Origin of the sequence: Scleromatobacter humisilvae, from assembly GCF_023231945.1 — a bacterium.
In the GTDB taxonomy this organism is placed as follows: Bacteria; Pseudomonadota; Gammaproteobacteria; order Burkholderiales; family Burkholderiaceae_C; genus Scleromatobacter; species Scleromatobacter humisilvae.
In genome coordinates, this window is sequence record NZ_JAJLJH010000001.1 from 1,797,766 (window position 1) to 1,819,392 (window position 21,627).

Genomic DNA, 21,627 nt, shown 5'->3' on the forward strand with positions numbered 1-21,627 from the left:
TCGTTTACTGCAGCTTGATCTCGACGTCCACGCCAGCCGGCAGGTCCAGCTTCATCAGCGCGTCGACAGTCTTGTCCGTCGGGTCGACGATGTCCATCAGGCGCTGGTGGGTGCGGATCTCGAACTGGTCGCGGCTCGTCTTGTTGACGTGCGGCGAGCGCAGGATGTCGAAACGCTGCAGGCGCGTCGGCAGGGGGACCGGGCCCTTGACGATGGCGCCGGTGCGCTTGGCGGTCTCGACGATCTCGAGCGCCGACTGGTCGATCAGCTTGTAGTCGAATGCCTTCAGGCGGATACGGATCTTTTGCTTTTGCATGATGATGTCCTCAAAGAGCGATGCCGGCATGGCCGACGGAAGTTCGGAAAACGGGGCGCGGCGCCGATCTGGCGACGCGCCCGCATCACGCAAGAGTTACTCGATGATCTTGGCGACGACGCCGGCGCCGACGGTGCGGCCGCCTTCACGGATGGCGAAGCGCAGGCCTTCTTCCATGGCGATCGGGGCGATCAGCTTGACCGTGATCGACACGTTGTCGCCCGGCATGACCATTTCCTTGTCCTTCGGCAGCTCGATCGCGCCCGTCACGTCCGTCGTGCGGAAGTAGAACTGGGGACGATAGTTGTTGAAGAACGGCGTGTGACGGCCGCCTTCGTCCTTGGACAGGACATAGATCTCGCCCGTGAAGTGCGTGTGCGGCTTGACCGAGTTCGGCTTGCACAGCACCTGGCCACGCTGGACGTCTTCGCGCTTGGTGCCGCGCAGCAGGATACCGACGTTGTCGCCGGCCTGGCCCTGGTCGAGCAGCTTGCGGAACATTTCCACGCCCGTGCAGGTCGTCTTCTGCGTCGCCGAGATGCCGACGATCTCGATTTCCTCGCCGACCTTGACGATGCCGCGCTCGATACGGCCCGTCACCACGGTGCCGCGGCCCGAGATCGAGAACACGTCTTCGACCGGCATCAGGAAGGCGCCGTCGACGGCGCGTTCCGGCGTCGGGATGTACGTGTCGAGCGCGTCGGCCAGCTTCATGATGGCTTCTTCGCCCAGCTCGCCCTTGTCGCCTTCGAGGGCCAGCTTCGCCGAACCCTTGATGATCGGCGTGTCGTCGCCCGGGAAGTCGTACTTCGACAGGAGTTCGCGAACTTCCATCTCGACCAGCTCGAGCAGTTCGGCGTCGTCCACCATGTCGGCCTTGTTCAGGAAGACGATGATGTAGGGCACGCCGACCTGGCGCGACAGCAGGATGTGCTCGCGCGTCTGGGGCATCGGGCCGTCGGCGGCCGAGCACACCAGGATGGCGCCGTCCATCTGGGCGGCACCGGTGATCATGTTCTTGACGTAGTCGGCGTGGCCCGGGCAGTCGACGTGCGCGTAGTGGCGGTTGGCCGTCTCGTACTCGACGTGCGCGGTGTTGATCGTGATGCCGCGCGCCTTTTCTTCCGGCGCCGCGTCGATCTGGTCGTACGCCTTGGCTTCGCCGCCGAACTTCTTCGACAGAACGGTCGTGATCGCCGCCGTCAGCGTGGTCTTGCCGTGGTCAACGTGACCAATCGTGCCGACGTTGACGTGCGGCTTCGTGCGTTCGAATTTACCTTTTGCCATTTTCAGGACTCCTGAGAATCAAAGAACAGTGCCAGTGAACGGTTTAAGGTCTCCACCGGGGAAATAGCATCGACCGCCACTGGCAGCGGTCGCGCGTCCCGATGAAGACCGGCTTGTGATGCTTAGTTCTTGCCGCGCGCGGTGATGATGGCGTCAGCAACGTTCTTCGGGGCTTCCGAGTAGTGCTTGAACTCCATCGTGTACGTGGCGCGACCTTGCGACATCGAGCGCAGCGTGGTCGAGTAGCCGAACATTTCCGACAGCGGGACTTCGGCCTTGATGACCTTGCCGCCGCCAGGCATGTCGTCCATGCCCTGCACCATGCCGCGACGGGACGACAGATCGCCCATCACCGAGCCGGCGTAGTCTTCGGGCGTCTCGACTTCCACGGCCATCATCGGCTCGAGGATGACCGGCGAAGCCTTGCGGCAGGCGTCCTTGAAGCCCATCGAGGCGGCCATCTTGAACGCGTTTTCGTTCGAGTCGACTTCGTGGTACGAACCGAAGGTCAGCGTGACCTTGACGTCGACGACCGGGTAGCCGGCCAGCACGCCGCTCGGCAGCGTGTCTTCGACACCCTTCTTGACCGCGGGGATGAATTCCTTCGGAACCACGCCGCCCTTGGTCGCGTCGACGAACTCGAAGCCCACGCCCGGCTCTTGCGGTTCGACGGTCAGCACGACGTGGCCGTACTGGCCCTTGCCGCCGGACTGGCGCACGAACTTGCCTTCGACGTCCTTGGCGATCTTGCGGATCGTCTCGCGGTAGGCCACCTGCGGCTTGCCGACGTTGGCTTCCACGCCGAATTCGCGCTTCATGCGGTCGACGATGATTTCCAGGTGGAGTTCGCCCATGCCGGAAATGATGGTCTGGCCCGATTCCTCGTCGGTGCGCAGGCGGAACGACGGATCTTCCGCGGCCAGGCGGCCGAGGGCGATGCCCATCTTTTCCTGGTCGGCCTTGGTCTTCGGCTCGACGGCCTGCGAGATCACGGGCTCCGGGAACACCATGCGCTCGAGCGTGACGATCGATTCCGGATCGCACAGCGTCTCGCCGGTCGTGACGTCCTTCAGGCCCACGCAGGCGGCGATGTCGCCGGCCAGGATTTCCTTGATTTCTTCACGCTGGTTGGCGTGCATCTGCAGGATCCGGCCGATGCGTTCCTTCTTGCCGCGGATCGGGTTGTAGACCGAATCGCCGGACTTCAGCACGCCCGAGTACACGCGCACAAACGTCAGCTGGCCGACGTACGGGTCGGTCATCAGCTTGAACGCCAGGGCGGCGAACTTCTCGTTGTCGTCGGCGCGGCGCACGACTTCCTTGTCGTCCTCGTCGAGGCCCGGAACCGGCGGCACGTCGATCGGCGACGGCATGAAGTCGATCACGGCGTCGAGCATGCGCTGCACGCCCTTGTTCTTGAACGCGGTGCCGCACAGCATCGGCTGGATTTCCGCGGCGATCGTACGCGTGCGGATGGCGAGCTTGATCTCGTCTTCGGTGAGGTCACCGACTTCGAGGTACTTGTTCATCATCTCTTCGCTGGACTCGGCCGCGGCTTCGAGCATGTTCTCGCGCCACTTCACGGCATCGGCCTTGAGGTCGTCCGGGATCTCGCGATAGTCGAACTTCATGCCCTGCGAGGCCTCGTCCCAGAAGATCGCCTTCATCTTGATGAGGTCGATCACGCCCTGGAAGTTCTCTTCGGCGCCGATGGGGATGACGATGGGCACAGGGTTGGCCTTTAGGCGAACCTTCATCTGGTCATAAACCTTGTAGAAGTTCGCGCCGGTGCGGTCCATCTTGTTGACGAACGCGAGGCGGGGCACCTGGTACTTGTTGGCTTGGCGCCAGACGGTCTCCGACTGCGGCTGCACGCCGCCGACCGCGCAATAGACCATGCACGCGCCGTCGAGCACGCGCATCGAGCGCTCGACTTCGATGGTGAAGTCGACGTGGCCCGGGGTGTCGATGATGTTGATGCGGTGCTCGGGGAAATTGCTCTCCATGCCCTTCCAGAAGCACGTCGTCGCCGCGGAGGTGATCGTGATGCCACGCTCCTGCTCCTGCTCCATCCAATCCATCGTGGCAGCGCCGTCGTGCACTTCACCGATCTTGTGGTTCACGCCGGTGTAGAACAGGATCCGTTCGGTGGTCGTGGTCTTGCCGGCATCGATGTGCGCAGAAATACCGATGTTGCGGTAGCGCTCGATGGGGGTCTTGCGGGCCATGGGGTGACACTCCAAATACGTGGGCCGCTCAAGGGTTGGTATCAACCCGGAGAGCGGCCAGAAGGACAGAGGGGGTAATTAGAAGCGGAAGTGCGAGAACGCCTTGTTGGCTTCGGCCATGCGGTGAACTTCGTCACGCTTCTTCATGGCGCCGCCACGGCCTTCCGAGGCCTCGAGCAGTTCATTGGCCAGGCGGGCCGACATCGACTTCTCGCCACGCTTGCGGGCGCTGTCCTTGAGCCAGCGCATCGCCAGCGCCATGCGGCGGACGGGGCGAACTTCCACGGGAACTTGGTAGTTCGCACCGCCGACGCGGCGGGACTTGACTTCGACCATCGGCTTCACGTTGTTGATCGCGACCATGAAGATCTCCAGCGGATCCTTGTTGGCCTTCTTCTCGATCTGCTCGAGGGCACCGTAGATGATGCGCTCGGCAACGGCCTTCTTGCCGGATTCCATCACGACGTTCATGAACTTCGAGAGATCGACCGATCCGAACTTCGGGTCAGGCAGGATCTCGCGCTTGGGTACTTCGCGGCGACGTGGCATGGTTTTTCCTTCCAGTGCTTCAGTTGGCGCCAGGCATCAAGCCCGACAGCCCGGATGGCCACCGTGTCGAATGGGACCATCCACTTACTCGGCGGAACGTTCTATTCGCTCCACCGCAAATTCGTTCGGAACCCGCTTCCGGCTTCCTCACATCTCGTTTGCCAGCAGGGCCTGCTGGACTTCAGGCAAGAGCTTCCAGGCTCAGGCCTTCTTCGGACGCTTCGCGCCGTACTTGGAACGCGACTGCTTGCGATCCTTGACGCCTTGCAGGTCGAGGGAGCCGCGCACGATGTGATAACGCACACCCGGCAGATCCTTCACACGGCCCCCGCGCACGAGCACGACGCTGTGTTCCTGCAGGTTGTGGCCTTCACCGCCGATGTACGAGATGATCTCGAAACCGTTGGTCAGGCGCACCTTGGCGACCTTGCGAAGCGCGGAGTTCGGCTTCTTCGGCGTGGTGGTGTACACGCGAGTGCACACGCCACGGCGCTGCGGGCAGTTCTGCATCGCAGGCGACTTGGACTTGACGACCTCGACCTCACGGCCGTGGCGTACAAGCTGGTTGATGGTAGGCATGGGTAACTTGTTCCCGTTTGAAGTTACGTGTTCTTGAAATCCCCCGGCAGCCGGTTCGCGGGCGCCCACCCGCGTTTGATGCTGGAGGGGTGCGGAGCGAGATCACGTCCGAATCGCTGCAAGCGTGCCGTCGTAAAAAACGTGGACGTCGAAGCGCAGCAGTCGTGGAACTGCCGGAGAGCCGAGGATTATAGTCTGACGGCAGATTCGTCGCAAGCGGCATGCCTTGGCCGCAACTCCTCAAGCGCTATGCTGCGCGCATGCCGCCCAAGCTCGTCGTCATCGACAGCCAGTCCCTGTTCGACTGGATGGTCTTTCGCAATCCGATCTGCGAATGCTGGGATGCCGCGCTGAACGGCGAAAATTGGGAGTGGACATTCACTTCCGACATGAAGGCCGAATTCGACTTCGTGGCCGCCAAGGGCTTCGGCGAACGCTGGCCGGTCGACCAGGACGCCATTGCGGCGACGTGGTCCCGCCTCGGACACGCCGTCGGGACGCCCGCGCCACCGGGCGCCGCGTCCCGGCTGCATTGCACCGACCCTGACGACCAGAAGTTCATCGATCTCGCGATCGCCGCGCGCGCGCACACGCTGGTGACGCGCGACAAGGCGTTACTGCGACTGGCCCGCAAGGCGCTCGAGCGCCACGGCGTGCGCGTCTGCCGGCCGGAGGTCTGGTCGGGCGAGCTGGGCTAGTCGCCGTCGGGGTGACGCCACTCCACGGCGCCGAAGTCCTGACGGCCCAGCAGCGTGTAGTAAATGCCCACTTGCCCGAGCGTCTGTCGCTCGGGGACGGAGGACGGGAACGCGGCGCTGCGGTGCGACCAGACGTAGCTGACGCCGATCGCGTGCGGTCCCGCGATGCGCCAGGTCAGCGCCGACTCGATGCGCGAGACGTCGTCGCGGCCGGCCTGCCGATTGGCGATCCTGCCCAGCGAAACGATGCGACCGGCCACGTCGAGCGACAGTCGCTCGTCCTCGATCAGCCGCAGGTTGAAGTTGCCGCGCGGCGCCATGCCGTAGTGATACTCGGTCGAGTCGACGTTGCGCAGCGTCGAGCTCGCGGCCGCGTAGCCGACGCCGCCGGAGGCGCCCGCCTGGATCGCCAGGTGTTCGCCCGCCCACCACTGCAGCGTGGTTCCCAGCGACACCGAGGTCGTCGACACGCGGAAGATCTGCGGCGCCAGGTATTCGTAGCCGCCGTAGATGCCGGCGATGCCGCGCACGTTGTCGCCCAGCGCGTAGTGGTCGCCGAGCAGCATGCCGTTGGACGTCAGGTTCTCGACGCCGTTGGAGCTCGACAGCGCCGCCTCGAAGTTGAAGTAGTCGAACGGCCGGTTGTAGGTGTAGCCGGGCTTGCCCGGCAGGCCATAGTCCATCTGGTAGTCGACCTGCGCGACGTTGGTCTTGACGCCTTTGCTGGAAGCGAAGTTGTCGTTGGTGACGCGACTGCCGCCGACGTGCAGCCGGCTGTAGTACGCCGGATCGTGATCCTCGAACACCGCGCCGAAGCGGTCGCTTCCGAAGGCCCAGCGGTTCATGCCGACCGGCGGCGAGATCGCGGCCGCCAGCCACGGACGCCAGGCGGCGGGGACGCTGCTGTGGTCGCCCACCAGATGCGCCATCCGGAACAGCGGCTCGCCGAAGAAGCTGCCGGCGATGCCGCTGGCGACCTGATCGTTCTTGGACGGCGGCGTCTTCTCGCCGGTGATCTCCCACCAGGCGCTGCCGGCGAAGGTCAGCGCCGATGCCTGCCAGTAGTTCAGGCCCATGCTTCGGCCCGCCGCGTGATACAGCGAGCCCTGGTAAGGATGGGCGAACTGGTTGGTGCTGAAGGGGTCGTTGTCGACCACCCAGGGCCCGCGCAGGTTGTGCTCGATCGAATGCCAGCTGACATCGTAGTCGTGCGAGCCGCTGGTCGCGCGGTTGAAGTTGCTGAGCAGCAGGTCGAAGCCGATGATCTCGAGCGCCGGGATGGCGACGCTCTTATCGGGCTCCGGATCGGGCGTGTCCTGCGCGCGTGACGCGCCCGCGGCGGCGAGCGCCAGCGCGCACGCGAGAAGTTGTCGTGTCTGAGGCATGCGCCGCCATGGCAATGGGCGAGCCCAGTAACGACAAAGGCGCCCCGCGGGGCGCCTTCAAGTGCAAGCCGAGTCGGCTTACTTCTGCGGAATGACGCCTTCGGAGCTGGTCGCCGACATCGCGTGTTCCATGTTGCTGGTGGCGTTGTGCATGATCCAGACCGAACCCGACACGACGATCACCAGGATCATCACCGTGAACGCGAAGGCCACGACGTTCCAGCGCTGCTCGGCCGAGCGGTCCATGTGCAGGAAGTAGACGACGTGCACGAACACCTGCACGACGGCGAACGCGAGGATCGCGCCGAGCACGGTGCCTGCCGTGAAGCCGTAGTGGCCCGCGTCCATCACCAGGCCGAACGGGATCGCCGTCAGGATGATCGACAGCACGAAACCGATCATGTACGACTTGACGCTGGCGTGCGATTCGCCCGCCACCGTGCCGCCGACATACCGCGCCGCGTTGCGGCGACCGAAGGTACCCGATGCCGGGTCGATCGTGGAATTGCGGAATTGGGAGTTGGTGGCCATGATCAGAGGAAGCCCAGCAGGTAGACGACGGTGAACACGCAGATCCAGACGATGTCCAGGAAGTGCCAGAACAGGCTCAGGCACATCAGTCGCGTGCGGTTCGTCTCGGTGACGCCCTTGCTCCACACCTGGTACATCAGCACCACCAGCCACAGCAGGCCGGAGGACACGTGGATGCCGTGGGTGCCCACCAGCGAGAAGAACGCCGACAGGAACGCGCTGCGTCCCGGGCCGTTGCCCTCTTCGATCAGGTGGTGGAACTCGTTGATTTCCATGCCGATGAAGCCCAGGCCGAACAGGCCCGTGATCGCCAGCCAGATCAGGACCTTGGCGGAGTTGCGCTTGAGCGTCCCCATCATGGCCATGCCGTAGGTGATCGAGCTCAGCAGCAGGAACAGCGTTTCGATCGCGACGTACTTGAGATCGAACAGGTCCTTGCCGCTCGGGCCGCCGGCGGTGTTGCGGCTGAGGACGGCATAACCGGCGAACAGGCTTGCGAACAGCAAGCAGTCGCTCATCAGGTAGATCCAGAACCCGAAGACGGTGTTGCCGCCGGCATCGTGGTGATGCTCGTGGTCCGGGCCATCCATGTGCGGATGGGCGCCGAACGTCTGCGATTGTTGGTGAACCATGGTCGACATGCGCTTACCCTTGATTGGCCAAACGCATGTGGCGTTCGTTCTCGATGCGCTCGACCTCGGGGATCGGCACGTAGTAATCGACGTCCTCGTCGAACGAGCGGACGATGAACGCCACGATCATGCCGACGAAGCTCGCGATCGCCAGCCACCAGATGTGCCAGATCAGGCCGAAGCCGAGCGCCAGGCTCAGCAGGCCCATGATCAGGCCGACGCCGGTGTTGCGCGGCATGTGGATCTCGGCGTAGCGCTCGCGGCTGTGCACGTTGCCGCGCTCCTTCATGAAGGCCAGCGCGTCGAGCGTGTGGACGACCGGCGTGTGCGCGAAGTTGTAGAACGGCGGCGGCGAGTCCGTCAGCCATTCCAGCGTGCGGCCGCCCCACGGGTCGCCCGTGGTGTCGCGCAGTTCGTCGCGCTTCCAGACGCTGTAGGCCAGCTGCAGCACCATCGCGCCGATGCCGGCGGCGATGATCACGGCGCCGATGGCCGCCACGATCAGCCAGGCCTGCCAGGCGGCGTTGTCATAGTGCTGCATGCGGCGCGTCATGCCCATGAAGCCCAGCACGTAAAGCGGCATGAACGCGACGTAGAAGCCGACCAGCCAGCACCAGAACGCGACCTTGCCCAGGCCTTCGTGCAGGCGGAAGCCGAACGACTTCGGGAACCAGTAGGCCATGCCGGCGAGGTAGCCGAACAGCACGCCGCCGATGATCACGTTGTGGAAGTGCGCGATCAGGAACAGGCTGTTGTGCAGCAGGAAGTCGGCGCCCGGCACCGCCAGCATGACGCCGGTCATGCCGCCGATCGTGAACGTGACGATGAAGCCGACCGTCCACAGCATCGGGGTCGTCATGCGCACGCGGCCGCGGTACATCGTGAACAGCCAGTTGAAGATCTTCACGCCCGTCGGGATCGAGATCAGCATCGTCGAGATGCCGAAGAAGGCGTTGACGTTGGCCCCCGAGCCCATCGTGAAGAAGTGGTGCAGCCAGACGATGAACGACAGCACCGTGATGGCCAGCGTCGCGTAGACCATCGACGTGTAGCCGAACAGCTTCTTGGCCGAGAACGTCGAGGCGATCTCCGAGAACACGCCGAACGCCGGCAGGATCAGGATGTACACCTCGGGATGGCCCCAGGCCCAGATGAGGTTGACGTACATCATCGGGTTGCCGCCACCGTCGTTGGTGAAGAAGTGCATGCCCAGGTAGCGGTCGGCGCCCAGCATCGCCAGCGTCACCGTCAGGATCGGGAACGCGAAGATGATCAGCATGTTGGTGCACAGCGCCGTCCACGTGAAGATCGGCAGGCGCATCCAGGTCATGCCCGGCGCGCGCATCTTGACGATGGTCACGAAGAAGTTGACGCCGGTCAGCAGCGTGCCCAGGCCCGAGATCTGCAGCGCCCAGATGTAGTAGTCGACGCCGACCCCCGGGCTGTACGGCAGCTCCGACAGCGGCGGGTACGCCAGCCAGCCGGTGCGCGCGAATTCACCGAGCGCCAGCGACGCATTGACCAGCATCGCGCCGGCGAACGTCAGCCAGAAGCTCAGCGAGTTGACGAACGGGAAGGCGACGTCGCGCGCGCCGATCTGCAGCGGCACCACGATGTTCATCAGGCCCACCATGAACGGCATGGCCATAAAGAAGATCATGATCACGCCGTGTGCCGTGAACACCTGGTTGTAGTGATCCGGGTGCAGGAAGCCCTCGTTGCCGCCCGAGGCGATCGCCTGCTGCGTGCGCATCATGGCCGCGTCGGCGAAGCCGCGCAGCAGCATGACGAGCGCCAGAATGATGTACATGATCCCGAGCTTCTTGTGGTCGACCGAGGTCAGCCACTCGCGGTACAGGTAGCCCCACTTCTTGAAGTACGTGATACCGATCAACACCGCCAGACCGGCGATGACCATGCCCATCACGCCGCCCATGGCGACGGGCTCATGGAAGGGAATCGCGTCCCAACTCAGCTTGCCGAACAACATGTCCACGTCGTTTACTCCGCGCGCTCTTTGCTGGTCGCAGCCGCGACCTTGTTGGGCAGACAGATCTTGTCGGCCAGCTTCAGGCCCGACGACTTGTCCATGTACTTGTCGAGGACGGCCGCGAACAGCACGGGCTCGACAGTGGAGAAATACTTGACCGGATCCTTGGACGACGGCTTCGCGAGGTCACCGTAGTTGTCCAGGCCCAGCTTGTTGCCGGAGGCCTTGACCTTGGCGACCCAGGCGTCGAAACCGGCCTGCGACGACGCGGTCGCCGTGAACTTCATGTCGGGGAAGCCCGCTCCGCTGAAGTTGGTGGACAGGCCGTCGAAGGTGCCCGGCTGGTCCGCGATCAGGTTGACCTGCGTCTGCATGCCGGCCATCGCGTAGATCTGGCTGCCCAGCTGCGGGATGAAGAACACGTTCATCACGGTGTCGGACGTGATCTTGAAGTTCACCGGCGTGCCGGCCGGGAACTGGATCTCGTTGACCGTCGCGATGTGCTGGTCGGGATAGATGAACAGCCACTTCCAGTCCAGCGACACGACCTCGATCGTGATCGGCTTGACGCTGGACTCGAGCGGTTTGTACGGATCGAGCTCGTGCGTCGTCTTCCAGGTGATCGTGCCCAGCACCAGGATGATGGCGATGGGAATCGCCCACACGACCGCTTCGATCCGGTGCGAATACGACCAGTTGGGCGTGTAGGTGGCCGACTTGTTCGACTCGCGGTACTTCCAGGGGAAGTAGAGCGCCATCAGGATCACGGGGATCACCACGATCAGCATCAGCAACGTGGCCGTGATGATCAGCGACTTCTCGTCGACCGCGATCTTGCCAGCGGGTTCGAGCAACGACGCATGACAGCCGCTCAGGAGAGCGGCCATGGCGAATGTCAGCACGCCGGCAAGGCGTGTACTACTGCGAGCTTGTTTCATTTCCCTCTCGGCGGGCACCCGGGCACCGTCCAACCAGGGTTTCCAAGGTTGACGCAGGGGTGGGTTGAGCTAATCCTTACTATTTTGCCAAAGTTTGTTCCGCGGCGCCCGCCAAAGTAAGTGCGGAGCCTGGGTATTTCTAGAGCCAGACCCCGAGCGCGTCACGGCTTTTCGCGCAGTTGGAGGGCATTGCCGACTCGATGCCCGCTTTTACCCGCCGCCCATGGATTCCGCGCTTCGCGCGCGCCCATCGAGGAAGCCGAGGCAGCGCAGCAACAATTTGCGGACCCGCATGAAAAAGGCGACCCCTGGGTCGCCTTTGTCGTTGAGGGCGGCGTCAAACGCGCGCGCCGCCCTGTTCCGAAGGGATCAGACGCCGCGCTTGCGGCGCGAGGCCATCACGCCGACCATGCCCAGGCCGGCCAGCATCAGGGCGGTCGACCCGGGTTCCGGCACCGCCGTCACGCTGATGTCGGCCAGCGCGGCGCCGTAGGGACCGCCGGCGTCCTTGCTGGTGAACGACAGCGTGGTGGTCGCAGCGGTGTTCGAGAAATAGACCGACTCGGTCAGCCAGCCCATGTTGTTGCGCGCCTGGCCGGTGGTGTCGAACGTGAAGTCGTGCGTCACGCCGTCGATGGCCACTTCCACGCTCTTGACCGCGCTGCCGCCGTCCGGGTTGCCGGCCAGCGAGAACGTCAGCAGGTAGCCGCCGGTGGCCAGCGACAGATCCTGGCTGATCGCGCCGGGCGAGTTGCCGTCCAGGTCGATCGAGTAGCCCGTCGGGGCCGCCCAATACGAGCCGATCAGGTCGACCGAGCCGCTGGTGACGTTCCAAGCGCCAATGTTGCCGCCGGCGAACGTGGTCGAGTACGAGCCCACGCCCGAGCCTTCGCTGAAGCTGCCGTCGGCCACCAGGTTGGTGCTGGCCTGGGCGGCGGCGGTCAACGCCAGGAAGGAGACGCTCACGACGGAGGCCTTGAGATTGAACATGAGGATGCCTTTGCTTGGAAATTGGAAGGGCGACCCGCAGGCCGCCCTGGTCAGGGCCTGCATCGACGGCAGGCCACGGGAGTGGGTCAGCGCGCGGCGCGGCGGCGCGACACCGCGGCCAGGCCCAGCAGGCCCGCCATCATCAGCGCGAGGTTGGCCGGTTCGGGCACGACGCTGACGTCCAGCGTCACCGCCGTCTGGCCCACCGCCGAGAAGCCGCCGCCCGGATTGAGCGTCGACGACAGGAAGGTGTAGCCCGAGTAGCCCGCGTAGCCGTCGAGGTCCGCGAGATTGAAGTTCCCGCCACCGGCCGTCGCGAACGACAGGCCGCCCAGCGTGATGAAGGGCGAACTGCTGCCGACGGTGTTGTCCGAGCTCGCATAGCTGCTCAGGCCCGTGATGGCGAACGTGCCGGGGCCAAGGTCGCCGTCGGTGACCGAGCCCCAGATCGCGGTGACATTGCTGCCGCTGGTGGTGGCGAAGACGTCGCCCGACACGTTGGTGCCGGTGAACGTGAGTTCGTAGGTGGCGGCGTGCGCCGAACCCGCGGCCGTCAAGGCCAGCGACATCGCGCCAGCAGCCAGCAGCTTGGACATGGATCGTGAGGTCATGGTGGCCTTCGGTTGTTCAGGGGACTTCCCTCGAGGCCTCGATTTTGGCTGCGCGTAACAAGCTGCAACAACTCTCGGCGCGCGCGTTCCCGCGGTCGCCGTGACATTTGCACGCGAGGAATCATCAAAACGGCCGAGAGGCCGGTCGCCGGGCGCGCGCACAAGAAAAAAGGGCGACCCACGGGTCGCCCTTTGTCGTTGCGAGGCGTCGCGAAGACGCCCTGCGCCGGTTTACTCGGCCAGCTGTTCGCCACCCGCAGGGGCAGCGTCCAGTTGCGCCAGCTGCGCGGCCGCCAGTTCCTCGGCCTCCTGCAGCGCGATCGCACGGCGCTCGGTCTCGTCCATGTCTTCCTTGGCCTTGCGAGCCTGGTGGAAGGCCATGCCCGTGCCGGCCGGGATCAGGCGGCCGACGATGACGTTTTCCTTCAGGCCACGCAGCTCGTCGCGCTTGCCCATGATGGCAGCCTCGGTGAGCACACGGGTCGTTTCCTGGAAGGACGCGGCCGAGATGAACGAGTCGGTCGACAGCGAGGCCTTGGTGATGCCCAGCAGCACGTCCGAGTAGGTGGCAGGGAGCTTGTCGTCCTTGCGCATCTTGTCGTTGGTGCCGAACAGCTCCGAGCGCTCCACCTGTTCGCCGAGGATGTAGTGCGTGTCGCCCGGGTTCGTGATCTGCACGCGGCGCAGCATCTGGCGAACGATCACCTCGATGTGCTTGTCGTTGATCTTCACGCCCTGCAGACGATACACGTCCTGCACTTCGTCGACGATGTAGCGCGCCAGTTCCTCGACACCCAGCAGGCGCAGGATGTCCTGCGGATCGGCCGGGCCGTCGACGACGCTCTCGCCCTTGTTGACCACCTGGCCTTCGTGCACCAGGATGTTCTTTTCCTTCGGCACGAGTTCCTCGTGGACGATGCCTTCCGGATCGGTGATCTGCAGGCGAACCTTGCCCTTGGTCTCCTTGCCGAACGACACGGTACCGGTCTTCTCGGCCAGCGTGCCCTTGTCCTTCGGGCTGCGGGCTTCGAAGAGCTCGGCCACGCGCGGCAGACCGCCGGTGATGTCGCGAGTCTTCTGGCCTTCGACCGGAATACGCGCCAGCACTTCGCCAGGCATCAGGTCCTGGCCGTCGCGGATCTGGATCAGCGAACCGACCGAGAAGCCGATCGTCACCGAGTGGTCGGTGCCGGGGATCTTGACTTCCTGGCCTTGCGCGTCCAGCAGCTTGACCTGCGGACGGACGATCTTGGCAGCGCCGCGGCGCTTCGGATCGATCACGACCAGCGTGGACAGGCCGGTGACTTCGTCGACCTGCTTGGCGACGGTGACGCCTTCCTCGACGTTCTCGAAGCTCGCGCGACCGGCGAATTCCGTGATGATCGGGCGCGTCAGCGGATCCCAGTTGGCCAGCACGTGACCGTGCTTGACCGCCTGGTCGGCCTTGACGTTCAGCAGGGCGCCGTACGGCACCTTGTGACGCTCGCGCTCGCGGCCGTGCGGATCCAGGATGATGATTTCGCCGGAACGCGAGATCACCACCAGTTCGCCCTTGCCGTTGGTCACGTAGCGCATCGTCGGGTTGAAGCCGATCACGCCGTCCGACTTCGCGTCGACGCTCGAGGCCACCGCCGCACGCGACGCCGCGCCACCGATGTGGAACGTGCGCATGGTCAGCTGCGTGCCCGGCTCGCCGATCGACTGCGCCGCGATGACGCCGATCGCTTCGCCGACGTTGATCAGGCCGCCACGGCCCAGATCGCGGCCGTAGCAGCGGGCGCACAGGCCGTAGCGCGTCGTGCAGGTCAGCGGAGTGCGGACCTTGACCTCGTCGACACCGACGGCCTCGAGCTTGTCGAGGACGTCTTCCGACAGGATCTCGGTGGCGCCCAGCACGACGGCCTGCGTCTCGGGGTGCAGCACTTCCACCGCGGTCACGCGTCCCAGGACGCGATCGCGCAGCGATTCGATGACTTCACCACCTTCGACCAGGGCGCGCATCGCGAGGCCGTTCTGCGTGCCGCAGTCGTCCTCGGTGACCACCAGATCCTGCGTGACGTCGACGAGACGACGCGTCAGGTAGCCGGAGTTCGCGGTCTTCAGCGCCGTGTCCGCGAGACCCTTGCGGGCGCCGTGGGTGGAGATGAAGTACTGCAGAACGTTCAGGCCTTCGCGGAAGTTCGCGGTGATCGGCGTCTCGATGATGGAGCCGTCCGGCTTCGCCATCAGGCCCCGCATGCCGGCCAGCTGGCGGATCTGCGCGGCGGAGCCGCGAGCGCCGGAGTCGGCCATCATGTAGATCGAGTTGAACGATTCCTGGTCGACTTCCTTGCCGTGGCGGTCGAGCACCTTCTGCTTGGCGAGCTGGGCCATCATGACCTTGCCCACTTCGTCACCGGTCTTGCCCCAGATGTCGACGACCTTGTTGTAGCGCTCGCCGGCAGTCACGAGACCCGAGACGTACTGCTGCTCGATCTCCTTGACTTCCTTCTCGGCGCGTTCGATCAGACCCGGCTTTTCCTTGGGCACCAGCATGTCGTCGATGGCGATCGAGATGCCGGCGCGCGTGGCCAGGCGGAAACCGTTCTGCAGCAGCTTGTCTGCGAACACGACGGTTTCCTTCAGGCCGCACTTGCGGAAGGACGTGTTGATCAGGCGCGAGATTTCCTTCTTCTTGAGCGCCTTGTTGATGTTCGAGAACGGCAGGCCCTTGGGCAGGATCTCGGACAGCAGCGCACGGCCGACGGTCGTCTCGGTCAGCTTGATGTTCTCGACGAACACGCCATCGGCGTTCTTCGTCCACTCCGGCAGCATGACGTTGATCCTGGCCGTGATCTCGACGACACCGTTCTCGAGCGCGCGCAGCATCTCGGAGATGTCCTTGAAGATCATCCCTTCGCCCTTGCCGTTGATGCGCTCGCGGGTGGCGTAGTACAGGCCCAGCACGACGTCCTGCGACGGCACGATCGACGGTTCGCCGTTGGCCGGGAACAGCACGTTGTTGGAGGCGAGCATCAGCGCGCGCGCTTCCATCTGCGCCTCGATCGACAGCGGGACGTGGACGGCCATCTGGTCACCGTCGAAGTCGGCGTTGAACGCCGCGCAGACGAGCGGATGCAGCTGGATCGCCTTGCCTTCGATCAGCACCGGCTCGAAGGCCTGGATGCCCAGGCGGTGCAGCGTCGGCGCGCGGTTCAGCATGATCGGGTGTTCCTTGATGACTTCTTCAAGGATGTCCCACACCACCGGCGTGCCCGCTTCCACTTCCTTCTTCGCCGCCTTGATCGTCGTCGCGATGCCCATGGCCTCGAGGCGCGAGAAGATGAACGGCTTGAAGAGCTCGATGGCCATCAGCTTGGGCAGGCCGCACTGGTGCAGCTTGAGCGTCGGGCCCACGGTGATCACCGAACGACCGGAGTAGTCGACGCGCTTGCCCAGCAGGTTCTGGCGGAAGCGGCCCGACTTGCCCTTGATCATGTCGGCCAGCGACTTCAGGGCGCGCTTGTTCGCGCCCGTCATCGCCTTGCCGCGACGACCGTTGTCCAGCAGCGAGTCGACGGCTTCCTGCAGCATGCGCTTTTCGTTGCGCACGATGATCTCAGGGGCCTTCAGCTCGAGCAGGCGCGCGAGACGGTTGTTGCGGTTGATGACGCGACGATAGAGGTCGTTCAGGTCCGACGTGGCGAAGCGGCCGCCGTCCAGCGGGACGAGCGGACGCAGGTCCGGCGGCAGCACCGGCAGCACGTCCATGATCATCCAGTTGGGCTTGATGCCCGACTTCTTGAAGGCTTCCATCACCTTGAGGCGCTTGGAATTCTTCTTGACCTTCAGCTCGGAGCCGGTCATGTCGTTGCGGAGCTTGTCGATCTCGACGTCGAGATCCATTTCCTCCAGCAGCTTCTTGATGCCCTCGGCGCCCATCAGCGCGGTGAACTCGTCACCGAACTCGGCATGCTTGGCCTCGAAGTCGTCCTCGGTCATGATCGAGAACTTCTTCAGCGGCGTCATGCCCGGGTCCACGACCACGTAGGCTTCGAAGTACAGCACGCGCTCGATGTCGCGCAGCGTCATGTCGAGCACGAGGCCCAGGCGCGACGGCAGCGACTTCAGGAACCAGATGTGCGCGCACGGCGCCGCCAGGTCGATGTGACCCATGCGATCACGGCGAACCTTGGTCTGCGTCACTTCGACGCCGCACTTCTCGCAGATCACGCCACGGTGCTTCAGGCGCTTGTACTTGCCGCACAGGCACTCGTAGTCCTTGATGGGACCGAAGATCTTGGCGCAGAACAGACCATCACGCTCCGGCTTGAACGTCCGGTAGTTGATGGTTTCCGGCTTCTTGACTTCGCCGAAAGACCACGAACGGATCTTTTCGGGCGACGCGAGGCCGATCTTGATGGCATCGAAATGCTCATCGGGGGTGAATTGCTTGAAAAGGTCCAGCAAGCCCTTCATGCATCTCTCCTAAAAACTCGGTAACTGTCGATGATCACGAACTGAATGGGGTGCCCCGCCGCGCAGCGCACGGCGGGTCGATTCACGTTCAGTTCTTTTCCAACTCGATGTCGATACCGAGCGATCGAATTTCCTTGACCAGCACATTGAACGATTCCGGCATGCCGGCATCGATCGCGTGTTCGCCCTTGACGATGTTCTCGTACACCTTCGTACGGCCGTTCACGTCGTCGGACTTCACGGTCAGCATTTCCTGCAGAACGTAAGCCGCGCCGTACGCTTCCAGCGCCCAGACTTCCATTTCGCCGAAGCGCTGGCCGCCGAACTGCGCCTTGCCGCCCAGCGGCTGCTGGGTGACGAGCGAGTACGGGCCGGTCGAACGTGCGTGCATCTTGTCGTCCACCAGGTGATGGAGCTTCAGGACGTGCATGTAGCCGACCGTGACGGGGCGCTCGAAGGCTTCGCCGGTGCGACCGTCGTGCAGGACGCACTGGGTCCGCGTGGCGGTGAGGCCCTTGCGAGCGGCGATGTCGTCCGGATAGGCAAGACGCAGCATGCCGCGGATCTCTTCCTCGGCAGCGCCGTCGAACACCGGCGTCGCGAACGGCACGCCCTTGGTGAGCTCGCCGGCCATGCTGATGACTTCCGCATCCGACAGCTCGGCGATGTTCTCGCCCTTGCCGCCCGACTTGTTGTACAGCTCGTCCATGAAGGCGCGGATCTCGGCAGCGGCGGCCTGCTTCTGCAGCATGTCGCCGATGCGCTGGCCGATGCCCTTGCCGGCCCAGCCCAGGTGGACTTCGAGCACCTGCCCGACGTTCATCCGCGACGGGACGCCCAGCGGGTTCAGCACGATGTCGCACGGGGTGCCGTCGGCCATGTAGGGCATGTCCTCGACCGCGACGATCTTGGACACGACACCCTTGTTGCCGTGGCGGCCGGCCATCTTGTCGCCGGGTTGCAGGCGGCGCTTGACGGCCAGGTAGACCTTGACCATCTTCAGCACGCCGGCCGGCAGCTCGTCGCCCTGCGTCAGCTTCTTGCGCTTCTCCTCGAAGGCGAGGTCGAAGCCGTGGCGCGTCTGCTCGAGCGAGTTCTTGATCGACTCGAGCTGGTTGGCGATGTCGTCTTCCGCCGGGCGGATGTCGAACCAATGGTACTTCTCGATGCTGGCCAGGTAGGCCTTGTCGATGGCGGTGCCCTTGGCGATCTTCTGCGGACCACCGTTGACGATGCGGCCGTTCAGCAGCTTCGCGATGCGGTCGAACGCGTCGGCTTCGACGATGCGCAGCTGGTCGTTCAGGTCGAGGCGGAAGCGCTTCAGTTCATCGTCGATGATCTGTTGCGCGCGCTTGTCGCGCTGGATGCCTTCGCGGGTGAACACCTGGACGTCGATGACGGTGCCGTTGGTGCCCTGGTCGACGCGCAGCGACGTGTCCTTCACGTCCGAAGCCTTCTCGCCGAAGATCGCGCGCAGCAGCTTCTCTTCCGGCGTCAGCGTGGTCTCGCCCTTCGGCGTGACCTTGCCCACGAGCACGTCGCCCGCGTTCACTTCGGCGCCGATGTAGACGATGCCCGACTCGTCCAGGCGGCCGAGTTGCTGCTCCGACAGGTTCGGGATGTCGCGCGTGATTTCTTCCGAGCCCAGCTTCGTGTCGCGCGCCATGACCACCAGTTCCTCGATGTGGATCGAGGTGTAGCGGTCTTCGGCGATGACACGTTCCGACAGCAGGATCGAGTCTTCGAAGTTGTAGCCGTTCCACGGCATGAACGCGACGAGCATGTTCTGGCCGAGAGCCAGTTCACCCAGGTCGGTCGACGCGCCGTCCGCGATCACGTCGCCCGCCGCGACCTTGTCGCCGCGCTGGACGATGGGACGCTGGTGGATGTTCGTGTTCTGGTTGGAACGCTGGTACTTGATCAGGTTGTAGATGTCGACGCCGACTTCACCCGCAACCGTTTCCGCGTCGTTGACGCGAATCACGACGCGGTTGGTGTCGATGTAGTCGACGATGCCGCCGCGGCGCGACGTCACGACCGTGCCCGAGTCGACCGCCGCCACGCGTTCCACGCCCGTGCCGACCAGCGCCTTTTCGGGGCGCAGGACCGGGACGGCTTGGCGTTGCATGTTGGCGCCCATCAGCGCGCGGTTCGCATCGTCGTGCTCGAGGAACGGCACCAGCGAGGCGGCGACCGAGACGATCTGCGTCGGAGCCACGTCCATGTACTGGATGCGTTCCGGCGAGGTCAGGACGGATTCGCCGTTCTCGCGGGCCGAGACCAGCTCGTCGGTCAGCTTGCCGGAAGCATCGAGCGAGGCGTTGGCCTGCGCGATGACGTACTTGCTTTCCTCGATGGCCGACAGGTAGTCGATCTGGTCGGTGACCTTCGAGTCACCCACGCGGCGATACGGCGTCTCGAGGAAGCCGTAGTCGTTCAGGCGGGCGTACAGGGCCAGCGAGTTGATCAGGCCGATGTTCGGGCCTTCCGGCGTCTCGATCGGGCACACGCGACCGTAGTGGGTCGGATGCACGTCGCGGACTTCGAAGCCGGCACGCTCGCGGGTCAGGCCGCCCGGGCCCAGTGCGGAAACGCGACGCTTGTGCGTGATTTCCGACAGCGGGTTGGTCTGGTCCATGAACTGCGACAGCTGCGACGCGCCGAAGAACTCCTTGAGCGCCGCGGAGATCGGCTTGGAGTTGATCAGGTCGTGCGGCATCAGGGCTTCGGTCTCGGCCTGGCCGAGACGTTCCTTGACGGCCTTCTCGATGCGCGCCAGGCCCGAGCGGTACTGGTTCTCGGCCAGTTCGCCCACGCAACGCACGCGACGATTGCCCAGGTGGTCGATGTCGTCGACTTCGCCACGGCCATTGCGCAGCTCGACGAGGATCTTGACGACGGCGATGATGTCCTCGTTGGACAGCGTCATCGCGCCCTCGGAACCTTCGCGGCTGATGCGCGCATTGAATTTCATGCGGCCCACGCGGGACAGGTCGTACGTGTCCTCGCTGTAGAACAGGCGGTTGAACAGCGCTTCGACGGCGTCTTCGGTCGGCGGCTCGCCGGGGCGCATCATGCGGTAGATGGCGACACGGGCGGCCAGCTGGTCGGCCGTCTCGTCGGTGGCCAGCGTCTGGCTGATGTAGGCGCCCTGGTCGAGTTCGTTGGTGAACAGGACCGCGAGTTCCTTCACGCCGGCGCCGCGCAGCTTCTTCAGCAGCGCTTCGGTCAGCTCGTCATTGGCCTTGGCGATGATCTCGCCGGTGTCGGCGTCGACCATGTTGCGGGCGACGACGCGGCCGATCAGGAAGTCTTCCGGCACCGTGACGTGCGTCGTGCCCGACTGCTCGAGCTGGCGCACGTGGCGCGCGGTGATGCGCTTGTCCTTCTCGACGACGACGTTGCCTTCCTTGTCGGTGATGTCGAAACGCGCGACCTCGCCCTTCAGGCGCTCGGCGACGAACTCCATCTGCGCGCCGGAATCCATCAGGCGGAAGGTGTCGTTCTTGAAGAAGTGCGCCAGGATCGCTTCCGGATTCAGGCCGATGGCCTTCAGCAGGATCGTGACGGGCATCTTGCGGCGACGGTCGACGCGGAAGTACAGGACGTCCTTCGGATCGAACTCGAAGTCGAGCCACGAGCCGCGGTACGGAATGATGCGCGCGGAGAACAGCAGCTTGCCGGACGAGTGGGTCTTGCCCTTGTCGTGCTCGAAGAACACGCCGGGGGAGCGGTGCAGCTGGCTGACGATGACACGCTCGGTGCCATTGACGATGAACGAGCCGTAGTCGGTCATGAGCGGAACTTCGCCCATGTAGACCTCTTGCTCCTTGATCTCCTTGACGACCTTGGCCGGAGCCGACTCGCGGTCATAGATGATCATCTGGAGCTTCGCGCGCACGGCGGCGGCGAACGTGAGTCCGCGCTGCTGGCATTCCCGCACGTCGAACGGCGGCTTCGCGATGTTGAACTCGATGAACTTCATCTCGACCATGCTGTTGTGCGACACGATCGGGAACGCGGACAGGAAAGCCGCCTGCAAGCCTTCGGGCTTGCGCTTCTGCGGCGCCACGTCCTTCTGAAGGAAGGCGACGTAGGAATCCTGCTGCATCGTCAGCAGGTAAGGGACGTTCAGGACGCTCTCGCGCTTTCCGAAATTCTTCCGGATCCGCTTGCGTTCGGTAAAGCTATAGGGGGTTGCTTGCGCCATACACACTCCGTAGCGACGACACGCACCCTGGCCTTGGGCACGCATCTCGTCGGCGACTGGCATTCACGCGGCCCCCTGGAATCCGCAAAAACGCGGATTCCACCCCCCGAGGGGGGCGAGTCGACTCGGGGCGGCCCGTCGTCGACTCCGGCATTGCGCCGCGTTGCTTGGTGATTGGCCACTACCAATCGCTGGCGGACAACCCCGGCATTGCACCGGAGTCCG

At 64.4% G+C, this 21,627-nt stretch carries 15 protein-coding genes; 1 reads left to right on the forward strand and 14 read right to left on the reverse strand.

Translation table 11 applies throughout. The features are described from left to right. Positions 1-4: 4 nt before the first annotated feature. The 5 genes from rpsJ to rpsL form a co-directional block, all read right to left on the reverse strand. Complete coding sequence (gene rpsJ, locus LPC04_RS08545; RefSeq protein ID WP_009548403.1) at positions 5-316, reverse strand: 30S ribosomal protein S10; 312 nt, start codon at positions 314-316, stop codon at positions 5-7. A gap of 96 nt (positions 317-412) precedes the next feature. Continuing rightward, positions 413-1,603 (reverse strand): elongation factor Tu, encoded by a 1,191-nt coding sequence (tuf, locus tag LPC04_RS08550; protein WP_275681754.1) that lies wholly within the window; start codon positions 1,601-1,603, stop codon positions 413-415. Positions 1,604-1,725: 122 nt separating this feature from the next. After that, complete coding sequence (gene fusA, locus LPC04_RS08555; protein ID WP_275681755.1) at positions 1,726-3,831, reverse strand: elongation factor G; 2,106 nt, start codon at positions 3,829-3,831, stop codon at positions 1,726-1,728. Positions 3,832-3,909: 78 nt separating this feature from the next. Continuing rightward, entirely contained in the window at positions 3,910-4,380 is a 471-nt protein-coding gene (gene rpsG / locus LPC04_RS08560; protein ID WP_275681756.1) for a 30S ribosomal protein S7, read from the reverse strand. A gap of 201 nt (positions 4,381-4,581) precedes the next feature. Continuing rightward, positions 4,582-4,959, reverse strand: coding sequence for a 30S ribosomal protein S12 (gene rpsL / locus LPC04_RS08565; protein WP_275681757.1), 378 nt, complete (start codon positions 4,957-4,959; stop codon positions 4,582-4,584). Between the two features lie 260 nt (positions 4,960-5,219). On the opposite strand from rpsL, the gene LPC04_RS08570 reads away from it, so the two are divergent. Then, positions 5,220-5,657 (forward strand): PIN domain-containing protein, encoded by a 438-nt coding sequence (locus LPC04_RS08570; protein WP_275681758.1) that lies wholly within the window; start codon positions 5,220-5,222, stop codon positions 5,655-5,657. Here LPC04_RS08570 and LPC04_RS08575 read toward each other — a convergent pair. From LPC04_RS08575 to rpoB, 9 genes are all read right to left on the reverse strand, one after another. Next, entirely contained in the window at positions 5,654-7,042 is a 1,389-nt protein-coding gene (locus LPC04_RS08575; RefSeq protein WP_275681759.1) for a DUF3943 domain-containing protein, read from the reverse strand. The genes LPC04_RS08570 and LPC04_RS08575 overlap by 4 nt on opposite strands. Positions 7,043-7,120: 78 nt before the next feature. Beyond that, positions 7,121-7,573 carry a cytochrome o ubiquinol oxidase subunit IV gene (gene cyoD / locus LPC04_RS08580; protein WP_275681760.1) on the reverse strand — a complete coding sequence of 151 codons (453 nt, stop codon included), beginning with the start codon at positions 7,571-7,573 and terminating at the stop codon, positions 7,121-7,123. A 2-nt stretch (positions 7,574-7,575) separates the two neighbouring features. After that, on the reverse strand, positions 7,576-8,205 hold the full coding sequence (gene cyoC / locus LPC04_RS08585) for a cytochrome o ubiquinol oxidase subunit III (protein WP_275681761.1): 630 nt from the start codon (positions 8,203-8,205) through the stop codon (positions 7,576-7,578). A gap of 13 nt (positions 8,206-8,218) precedes the next feature. Further along, on the reverse strand, positions 8,219-10,192 hold the full coding sequence (gene cyoB / locus LPC04_RS08590) for a cytochrome o ubiquinol oxidase subunit I (RefSeq protein WP_275681943.1): 1,974 nt from the start codon (positions 10,190-10,192) through the stop codon (positions 8,219-8,221). A gap of 14 nt (positions 10,193-10,206) precedes the next feature. Then, positions 10,207-11,133, reverse strand: coding sequence for a ubiquinol oxidase subunit II (gene cyoA / locus LPC04_RS08595; RefSeq protein ID WP_275681762.1), 927 nt, complete (start codon positions 11,131-11,133; stop codon positions 10,207-10,209). 369 nt (positions 11,134-11,502) lie between these two features. After that, a complete protein-coding gene (locus LPC04_RS08600; RefSeq protein WP_275681763.1) occupies positions 11,503-12,123 on the reverse strand; it encodes a choice-of-anchor C family PEP-CTERM protein in 621 nt (206 codons plus the stop codon). A gap of 86 nt (positions 12,124-12,209) precedes the next feature. Then, on the reverse strand, positions 12,210-12,734 hold the full coding sequence (locus LPC04_RS08605) for a PEP-CTERM sorting domain-containing protein (RefSeq protein ID WP_275681764.1): 525 nt from the start codon (positions 12,732-12,734) through the stop codon (positions 12,210-12,212). 231 nt (positions 12,735-12,965) lie between these two features. Then, positions 12,966-17,192, reverse strand: coding sequence for a DNA-directed RNA polymerase subunit beta' (gene rpoC / locus LPC04_RS08610; protein ID WP_275681765.1), 4,227 nt, complete (start codon positions 17,190-17,192; stop codon positions 12,966-12,968). Between the two features lie 88 nt (positions 17,193-17,280). Next, complete coding sequence (gene rpoB / locus LPC04_RS08615; protein ID WP_275681766.1) at positions 17,281-21,402, reverse strand: DNA-directed RNA polymerase subunit beta; 4,122 nt, start codon at positions 21,400-21,402, stop codon at positions 17,281-17,283. Between the last annotated feature and the right edge of the window lie 225 nt (positions 21,403-21,627).